9 protein-coding genes and 1 pseudogene are annotated in these 8,282 nt (G+C 72.3%); 5 read left to right on the top strand and 5 right to left on the bottom strand.

All coding sequences use genetic code 11. The annotated features are described in order from the left end of the window. Positions 1-109: 109 nt before the first annotated feature. Positions 110-1,480 carry a hypothetical protein gene (locus tag ACFTWP_RS17010; protein ID WP_380265337.1) on the top strand — a complete coding sequence of 457 codons (1,371 nt, stop codon included), beginning with the start codon at positions 110-112 and terminating at the stop codon, positions 1,478-1,480. A gap of 53 nt (positions 1,481-1,533) precedes the next feature. On the opposite strand, the gene ACFTWP_RS17005 is transcribed toward ACFTWP_RS17010, so the two are convergent. Together ACFTWP_RS17005 and ACFTWP_RS17000 are read right to left on the bottom strand one after the other, a co-directional pair. Beyond that, positions 1,534-1,839, bottom strand: a complete 306-nt coding sequence (locus tag ACFTWP_RS17005) for a hypothetical protein (protein ID WP_380265336.1) — start codon at positions 1,837-1,839, stop codon at positions 1,534-1,536. Then, on the bottom strand, positions 1,817-2,407 hold the full coding sequence (locus tag ACFTWP_RS17000; protein WP_380265335.1) for an RNA polymerase sigma factor: 591 nt from the start codon (positions 2,405-2,407) through the stop codon (positions 1,817-1,819). Before ACFTWP_RS17000 ends, ACFTWP_RS17005 begins: the two co-directional genes overlap by 23 nt. A 598-nt stretch (positions 2,408-3,005) precedes the next feature. Between ACFTWP_RS17000 and ACFTWP_RS16995 the strand changes: the two genes are divergently transcribed. Beyond that, positions 3,006-3,467 (top strand): Imm21 family immunity protein, encoded by a 462-nt coding sequence (locus ACFTWP_RS16995; protein ID WP_380265334.1) that lies wholly within the window; start codon positions 3,006-3,008, stop codon positions 3,465-3,467. Between the two features lie 115 nt (positions 3,468-3,582). Here the strand turns inward: ACFTWP_RS16995 and ACFTWP_RS16990 are convergent. Together ACFTWP_RS16990 and ACFTWP_RS16985 are read right to left on the bottom strand one after the other, a co-directional pair. Beyond that, a pseudogene (locus ACFTWP_RS16990) lies at positions 3,583-4,092 on the bottom strand (ATP-binding protein); the annotation flags it as partial. A 46-nt stretch (positions 4,093-4,138) separates the two neighbouring features. Then, a complete protein-coding gene (locus ACFTWP_RS16985) occupies positions 4,139-4,861 on the bottom strand; it encodes a TetR/AcrR family transcriptional regulator (protein WP_380265333.1) in 723 nt (240 codons plus the stop codon). A 163-nt stretch (positions 4,862-5,024) separates the two neighbouring features. Here ACFTWP_RS16985 and ACFTWP_RS16980 point away from each other — a divergent pair, with 163 nt between their 5' ends. After that, positions 5,025-5,903 (top strand): NAD(P)H-binding protein, encoded by an 879-nt coding sequence (locus ACFTWP_RS16980; RefSeq protein WP_380265332.1) that lies wholly within the window; start codon positions 5,025-5,027, stop codon positions 5,901-5,903. 130 nt (positions 5,904-6,033) lie between these two features. On the opposite strand, the gene ACFTWP_RS16975 is transcribed toward ACFTWP_RS16980, so the two are convergent. Next, positions 6,034-6,501 carry a hemerythrin domain-containing protein gene (locus tag ACFTWP_RS16975; protein WP_380265331.1) on the bottom strand — a complete coding sequence of 156 codons (468 nt, stop codon included), beginning with the start codon at positions 6,499-6,501 and terminating at the stop codon, positions 6,034-6,036. A gap of 341 nt (positions 6,502-6,842) precedes the next feature. On the opposite strand from ACFTWP_RS16975, the gene ACFTWP_RS16970 reads away from it, so the two are divergent. After that, a complete protein-coding gene (locus tag ACFTWP_RS16970) occupies positions 6,843-7,211 on the top strand; it encodes a hypothetical protein (protein WP_380265330.1) in 369 nt (122 codons plus the stop codon). Beyond that, positions 7,205-8,158: a hypothetical protein gene (locus ACFTWP_RS16965; protein ID WP_380265329.1), complete on the top strand. Its 954-nt coding sequence runs from the start codon at positions 7,205-7,207 to the stop codon at positions 8,156-8,158. The genes ACFTWP_RS16970 and ACFTWP_RS16965 overlap by 7 nt, the downstream gene beginning before the upstream one ends. Positions 8,159-8,282 lie beyond the last annotated feature (124 nt).

Raw genomic sequence — 8,282 nt, 5'->3', positions numbered from 1 at the left:
CGGGCCCCCTCCCGCACCTCCCGCACCTCCCGCACCTCCCGCCCGTCCCGCCCGTCCCGCCGGGCACCCCCGCCGTCCGTCCCCGCCGTCCGCCCAGAAGGAGAGCACCGTGTCAGGAACGCACCCGTGGTTCGGAGTCGACGGACCACCGGCCGGCCGGGAGTACGGCACGGCGCAGGTCAAGTCGACCCTGCGGCACGAGCTCCGCGACTGCGGCACCCGCCTCGGCTCGGAGGTGCTCGCCCTCCAACCGCTGGTCGCCGCCCGCGCGGCCTACGACGAACTGTTCAGCTCGGCACGCGGCCTGCTGCGCCTGATCGAACGGGCCGTACGGGAGGCCGCACCCGACCGCGCGGGGCGCCTGAAGGCCCTCGGCGCCGACGAGGAGCCGTACCCGTTCTTCGTCTCCGACGAGGACTTCGAGATCCGCTACGCCGCCACGATGGCCCGCCCCGACGTGGTGATCGGCCCCGACGGTCCGAAGTTCCTGGAGTTCAACGTCAGCGGCACCTTCGGCGGCCCCGCCGAGATCCACCTCTTCACCGAGGCCTGGACCCGGATCTACGGCGGCTCCGACGCCGCGCCGTTCCAGGGGTACGAGCCGTTCGCGGCCCGGGCCGCCCTCTACCGCCGGGTGTGCGCGGAACTGAACCTGCCGCCCGCCGTCGCGCTGCTCGGCAGCCGCCTCGACCGGCCCGGGGCGCAGAGCGCGCGCTACTACGAGCTGGAGTCCGCGTACTTCCGCCGGCAGGGCCTCGCCTCCGAGTTCCTGGAGCCGGCCGACCTCACCGGAGGTGACGGGGGCGGCCCCCGGTACGACCTGCTGCACCGCTACTTCGCGGTGGACGACTGGCGGGACCTGGGGATCGACCTGGAGCCCGTGCACCGCGCCGTCGACCGGGGAGCCCTGCTGTTCCCCCCGCAGAGCAGCTACCTCCTCGCGAACAAGAAGACGCTCGCCTGGATCTCCGAGGGGCAGCCCTGGATGACCGAGGAGGACCGCGAACTGGTGGCCCGCTACCTGCCCTGGACACGGCTCGTCCATCCCCGGAAGGTCGTGTGGAACGGTCGGCGCCACGACCTCGCGACCCTGCTGCTCGAACACCGGCGGGACTTCGTGCTGAAGAAGGCGATCGGCATGATGGGCCTCCAGGTCACCCTGGGCCCGCACACCACCGAGCAGGAGTGGGGCGAGGTGGTGGCCGCGGCCCTCGCCGACGGCGAATCCATCGTCCAGGAGTACGTGGAGCCCGGGCGGTACCGGATGCAGATGTCCCGCGAGGCCGGCCCCGAGCCGCAGGAGGTGGACATCGCCCCGGTGCTGAGCCCGGTGCTCTTCGGCGGCGCGGCCGCGGGCTGCTGGGCCCGGTACCACGGCACGGGCAAGGCCGGGATCATCGGCGCCAGCGGCTTCGGGGCGACCGAGAACGTCCTGCTCGCCGCCCGCACCCGGCCGCCCCGCACCGCCGGACAGGGCTGAGGCGGACCCGGGTGGGGGCGGGCCGGCGCCGGCCCGCCCCCACCCGGGAGGGGTCAGACCGCGGCCCCCTCGTGGTCACGGCCCCGTCCGGCGACGGTCAGCGTGCAGCGGCCGTTCTCGCAGCCGCGCTGCAGCCGCCCCCGGGAGACGGTCTGCATCAGGCCGACCGCCCAGCACATCGGGCAGCCGCGCAGGGCGAACAGACCGGCCGGCAGGAGGACCAGAGCGACCGGCCCGACCACCCCGACGAGGACGATCGAGCCGACGATCGAGCCGAAACCCAGCACGCCGCGGCCGATGTGCCCGGCCAGCGTCGCGCTCGCGAAGTCGAACCCGTCAGACCTGCCACCGGACTTCATCCCGCTCGTCCCTCCCTTCGGACACGCGCTCGGGGAGCGGACGCAGGGTCTGCTGCACCGCGGCCCGGGCCCGGTGCAGCCGCGACTTCATCGCGGCCGTGCTGAGACCCAGTGCGTCGGCGACCGTCCGGCCGCTGTGGCCCTGGATGTCCCGCATGATCAGCACGCGGCGCTGATCGGCGGGCAGGGCGGCGATCGCGGCGGCCACCCTGCCCGCTTCCAGACGCTGCAGCACCTCGTCCTCGGCCGAGGCCACGGCGGTCGCGTCCGGCAGCGGCGCCGGCTCGATCCGCAGGCCGATCCGCGCGCGCCGGAGGCACTCGTTGCGGACGATGCGGAACATCCACGACGCCAGCGCGCCACCGGCCCGCAGCATCCCGATCCTCCGGTACAGGATGATCAGGGCCTCCTGGGCCGCGTCCTCCGCGTCCTGCGGTGAGCCGCACAGCGAGTGGGCGAACCGTTGCACGTTCGGGTACGACCCCGAGACCAGGGCGGAGAGCGAGTCGACGTCTCCCCCCTGCGCGGCGAGGATCAGCTGTTCGCCGGGCCAGCTCGCATCAGCCACGCCGGGCGCCCTTGCGCTTGATGACGAGCACGCAGGTGCAGAGCAGCACCAGGGCGACCGCGATACCGATACCGATGAGCACAACTACCTCCAGGTCCCCATGACCGACGTTCGCCGGTACGTCCATAAGAGGCGCGGGCCGGTGGAAAGGATTCTGCTCCCGCCGGAAACCCGCCCGCCCGGCGGTGAGTGGGTGTTTCCAACGGGTTCTATTGGCCCCACCCTTCCGGGTTCCGGTGGCCCCACTACTGCTCTGGTCGGGTGATGGTGCTGAGTGGGCGTGAGAAGTTCCGGGTTCGTGTGGCCCCACCCCTCGATCGGGTGAGGTTTCGCGGCCTGTCCCGCATAGGTGTGGCGGCGCGGAGGAACTCGCGGGAACGACCGGTAGCGTGTGCCGTGCGGAGCCCGCCCGGATGCATCCCCGACAGGATGCGATCGGGCGGGCACCGTTGTTTCCGGGGCCCGCCCGAGGACGGTCAGCAGATCTGTCGGGCTGTCGACCGGCTTGGTGTCCCCATGGAGATCACGCAGCTGACGCGCCCGTGGGTAGCCTGATCGCCTGGTAGGCACGGCAAGCGGTGGGGATCGGGTGGTCACGGTGAAGTGGATCGACGGGACGGACTTCGGCTACTACGTCTTGTGTCCGGAATCCCATGTCGCAGCCTGGGACTGTACTGAGTTCATGGACGCGTTTGAGGACTACGTCGGCTGGGTCGTACTGCCCGAGCACGGCGATGTGCTGGTTCTGGGCGGGGAGGCGCTTCCGGCGACCTACCTCGATCGCCGGATGACCTTCGTCCGCAACTACGCGGCCGATGATGACAGCGGGCTGGAGCAGGCGGTGGAGCAGGCGATGGGCTCGGACGACTGGACGGATGCCTTCGAGGTCTCGCTCGGTGGGAGTTACCGGCTCATGGACTGCATGGCCGCCGGTGATGACGTCGCCGAGAGCGACGCGATCCGGGTGCACATTCCCGAGGGCCGCTATCTTGTCCAGTCGTTGGTCATCGAGGCCTTCCCTGATGACCAGTTCATGCTGGAACGGCTGGTCAGAATCTGAGCGTGGCGGGTCGCACGAACCCCTCCCGAACGGGGCGGCCAAGCGCGTTGAGGACCACGGTCGGTCAGGCAGCGGGCCCGGCCCCGCCGGGAGGCGCTCATGGAGATCGTGACTGTCAGGCGCCGGCGGCTGCCTTGCGCTTGGCGGTGGTGGCGGCCAGCCGGTAGGACTCGGTGCCGGTCTCGATGATGTGGGCCTCGAAGGTGAGCCGGTCCACGATCGCCTGGCAGAGCCGCTTGTCCGTGAAGGTCCGGTCCCACTCGGTGAACGGCCTGTTCGAGGCAATTGCGATCGCGTGCCGCTCCTCGCGCTCGGTGAAGATCTGGAACAGCAGTTCGGCGCCGTGCCGGTCGAGCTTGATGTAGCCCGGTTCATCCAGGCAGAGCAGGGCCACCCGTCCGTACTTCTTGATCGTGCGGCCGAGCTGCTTGTCGTCGGCGGCCTCGGCGAGCTCGTTGACCAGGTTCGCGGCGGTCGTGTAGCGGACCCGCCCGCCGGCCTCTGCGATCGCGGTGCCGATCCCGATCAGCAGGTGCGACTTGCCGGTGCCGGAGTCGCCGATCAGGCAGAGCGGCTGTCCGGACTGGACCCAGCCCGGGGTGGTCAGGGTTCCCACGACCTCCGGTGAGCCGTGGCCTCGGCCGTGCCGGGTCCCGGGGAGTGCCGCGGCGTCACCCGGCCCTGGAGATCCGGTCGAGCAGTTCGGTGAGCAGCGCGCCCTCACCCGCCGTCAGCACGTCGGTCCGGGGCAGGAGGGCTCGCAGGGTGGTCGCGGCCGTCGCGGGATCGGGGGCCGTGGTGACGGGCGCCGTGGCGGTGGGGGCGTCGGTGGTGACTGCGGCGATGACCGCCTCCCGAGCCAGCTGGGACACGGTCAGGTCCCGTTGCTCCGGGGGAGCGGCGATGAGGGCGAGGGTGGTCCCGCCGCCGGTGGCGTGGATCAGCTGGGTGGCACGTGTCACGTCGACGCGTAGGCGGCCGGCCTCGGCGATCCGCCGGACGTAGGCGGTGAGGATGCCCAGTGCGGTGACGGCCGCGGGTGAGGGGTCACCGGGGCGGGGCTCGGCGTACATGAGGGTGTAGAGCGCCGGGTTGGCGAGGCCGAACTCCAGGTTGAGGTTCCAGCCGGTGCGCAGGTCCTCGACCGGATCGTCGGTGGGCGCGAGGGCGGTCTTCTCCCCGAGGTGGCGGGCGAAGCCGTGTGCGGCGACGGCGTCGAGCAGGCCCTGCTTGTCGCCGAAGAGGCGGTAGATCGTCGGCGCCTGGACGCCCGCCGCGGCGCTCACCGCACGGGTCGACACCGCTTCGCGTCCCTGTTCCGCGAGCAGCCGGGTGGCGGCCTCGATGATCCGGTCACGGTTGGTCTCTGCGGCGGCGGAACGATCGGTCTCCATGGTTACCGATGATAACGGCTCGGTGTTAGCAGTTTGCGAGATGATCGTTAACGTGTGACCGTTATCAGTGGAAACGGCGCTGCGGGCGTCAGCACCCAGCGACTGCCGAACCGACATCCCGCCACCGCGGGACCCCTGCGAACCACCTCCCGAGGAGGCCTCCGTGATCGTCATCACCGCTCCCACCGGCCAGATCGGCCACCAGGTCCTGGACACGCTGCTCGACGCCGGACAGCCCGTCCGGGTCATCGCCCGTGACCCCGCCCGGCTCGCCCCGAAGGCGCGCGAGCGCGCCGAGATCGTCCAGGGCTCCCACCGCGATCCCGAGGTTCTCACCGAGGCGTTCGAGGGCGCCGACAGCGTCCTGTGGCTCGTGCCCCCGAACCCGGGCGCCGACGACCTCGACGACCACTACCTCGGCTTCACCCGCCCGGCCTGCGCCGCCGTCGAGGCCCAGGGCGTCAAGCGCGTCGTCGGCGTCACCAGCCTGGGCCGCGGCTACCGCGGGCACGCCGGACAGCTGTCGTCCGCCTTCGCGATGGACGCCGCGATCGAGGGCACCGGGGTCGGCTACCGGGCCCTGGCGATGCCGTACTTCATGGAGAACCTCCTCCACCAGGTCCGGACGATCAGGGGCGAGGGCGTGTTCCTCATGCCGAACACCGCGGACCGGACGCTGGCCGTCGTCGCCACCCGCGACATCGCCGCCGCAGCCGCCCGCCTGCTGGCCGACGGCTCCTGGGACGGGCAGGACACCGTCCCGGTCGTCAGCCCCGACACGCTGTCCCCCCACGGCATGGCACAGGTCATGTCCGAGGTGCTGGAGCGCCCCGTCCGCTACCAGCAGGTCGGCAACGACGCCCACCGGGCGACCATGACGGGGTACGGGATGAGCGACGCCTGGGCACAGGGCCTGGTCGACATGGGCATCGCCCAGAGCAACGGCATCTACGACGTCGAGCAGCAGGCCCTGACCACACCCGCACCCACCACCTTCCGCCAGTGGTGCCAGGAGGTGCTCAGGCCCGCCGTCCTCGGCTGAGCCGTCGCCGCCGCGGGTTCGGCCGCACGATCGACCCGTCGCCCCGGGAGCCGGTCACGGCATCGGGACGGGCACCCGCGTTCGACCGGCGAGCGTCACGGTGACGCCTTCGCCGCCACCGCGGGCGACGTCACGGCGCGGGTGTGCGTCCCGCGTGGGCCGCCCGCCAGGCGGCCATGGACCGGTCCCAGTCCTCGGCGGTGAGAGCGATCAGCGAGGCCGGGAAGAGGCCGTCCTCCTCCTTGGCGATGTGCTGGTGCAGGGCGCCGAGCGCGGCGGCCAGCTCGGTGCGATCGGCACTGCGGGTGAGGTCGACGGCGGCGAGCAGGGCGGCGAGTTCGCGGTGCTCGGCTTCCAACCGGTCGACGTAGTCGGTGAACTCGGGGTTGCCGCGCATCACCGCGAAGAGCCCCGTCTCCTCACCGCGCCAGTGCGATGCGAGCTCGCGGGCGAGGGTGTCCAGCTGACCCCGCACGGTGTGCGCCCGGCCGTGGTCCAGAGCGTGGACGATCCCGCCTGCCAGGTTCGTCACGCTTTCGTGCTCGGCGACGAAGTCCTTGATGAGAGGGATCTCGCGGCATCCGCAGTAGTGGCACACGCCGCCAGTCTGCCCGGGGAGGTGGGCCGGGTGCCCGTCTGCTGCTCCGGATGGCCGTCGGCGGTGAGATGCCGCCGTGGTACGGGGAAGTCGGCGGGTCCACCTGCCGGGCCGCGCGGGCCGGCCCGGGCCGGCCCGGGCCGTCGGAGCGTGCCGGACGAAGGCGGCCGGCCCCCGCGGCCCCGACCGACTGCTGAACCGGGCTGGGAACCGTGCCGGCTCCACGTCGGACGCGGGATTCACGTTCAAGGCCCGGTCCGCCGCCCGGGATCGGCGATCAGGTACCGATCCCGTTGCTGAACAGACCTCCCGGTGGGCCGACGTGTGGCAGAGTGCTGCCCGTGGACGATCAGGAATTGATCAACGTCGGCCGGTCGATCGCTCAGGACCTCGACGGGATACTCGGCGACGGGGCAGCCGAAGTCCGGCCGCGGCTGGTGGAGTTGCTGGATCGCGCCGAGGCCGGGGAGCCCGTCCGCGCCGATCTCGTGGCGTTGCTGGCAGCACACGAGGAGCTGCGCCGGGCGGTGCGCGGCCGCCTCACGGGCGATCAGCAGTACCGCCTGTTCGACGCCCTCCCCGGTGACCCGGAGCCCCAGTTGCCCCCGCGCTACGTCTGCCCGCAGGGCGACCAGGAGTGGTACCGCTTCGACGCCGGCGAGGCCGTACCGCGCTGCTCCCACCACGACGTTCCGTTCGTGCCGTGCTGACCGGCTTCTGGGAGGGGCTGGGCGGCAAGCTGGGGGAGCGGGGCTCCGCCGGTTTCGGCGGCCCGCTCCTGGTGCTGCTCGCCGGATGGTCCGCCTGGACCTATCACCGGCACGGTCTCTCCGGCCTGCAGCCCGACCACTGGCGGGAGCGTTCGGCGGAACTGGGGCGGCTCGAGGCCTCCGAGCAACTCGCGCTCGTGCTGGTCCTGATCGTCCTCGTGTACGCGCTCGGCGTCGTCGGGCGCCAGGTGTCCGTCCCGCTGCTCCGGTTGCTTGAGGGGTACTGGTCCGGATGGGCCGCGAAGCCCCTCGTCCGACGTCGGATCGCGCAGCGGCAGGCCGATCGCGCCGCCGCGACGGATCTGTACAGTGCGCACGCGGTGGCCCCGCTCGACGCAGCCGCGCGGCAGCGGCTGGCGCGCCTGGAAAGGCGCATCTCCGCGGTGCCGCCCGACCACGACTCGGTCATGCCGACGCGGCTGGGCAACCTGCTGCGCGCCGCCGAGGACCGGCCCCGGCACCGGTACGGGATCGATCCCGTCGTCTGCTGGCCGCACCTGTGGCTGCTGCTGGACGACGGCGAGCGAGCCGAACTCACCGGCGCCCGCGCCGCTCTGCAGACCGCCACCGGCTCGTTCCTCTGGGGGCTCGTGCTGCTCCTCTACGCGCCCCTGGCCTGGTGGATGCTCCTGCTGTCGCCGATCGTGTGCGCGGTCTCGTACTACGGCGCCGCGCTCGCGGCCGCCCGCACCTACGGGGACCTCGTGGTGGCGGCCACCGATCTGCACCGGTTCGACCTCTACGCCGCCGTGCACTGGCCGCCGCCCGCGGACCCGTCACAGGACGTCGCGTCCGGCCACGCCCTGACGGTGTTCCTGCGCCGCGGCGTCACGCCGACCGGCCTCGGCTACGCCGACGGAAGTCCTGCGCGCGTCGCCCAAAGGTGAGCGGAGGCCGTCCGGTCGGGCGGAACTGCGGTATCCGGCGGCCGTGCACGGCATAGTGGTTCGAGTGGGCGATGGGGAGTCGGTTCGCGCCGGGCGGGGGATCGCGGGGAGGCTCGGGCGCCTG

The sequence above is a fragment of the Kitasatospora sp. NPDC057015 genome, assembly GCF_042673745.1.
Classification (GTDB): domain Bacteria; phylum Actinomycetota; class Actinomycetes; order Streptomycetales; family Streptomycetaceae; genus Kitasatospora.
This window is presented reverse-complemented; position numbering and strand designations above follow the sequence as displayed.

Coding starts and splice junctions, on each gene's coding strand:
- ACFTWP_RS16985 (WP_380265333.1), bottom strand. CDS start 4,861: ATGGAGACCGATCGTTCCGCCGCCGCAGAGACCAACCGTGACCGGATC.
- ACFTWP_RS17005 (WP_380265336.1), bottom strand. CDS start 1,839: ATGAAGTCCGGTGGCAGGTCTGACGGGTTCGACTTCGCGAGCGCGACG.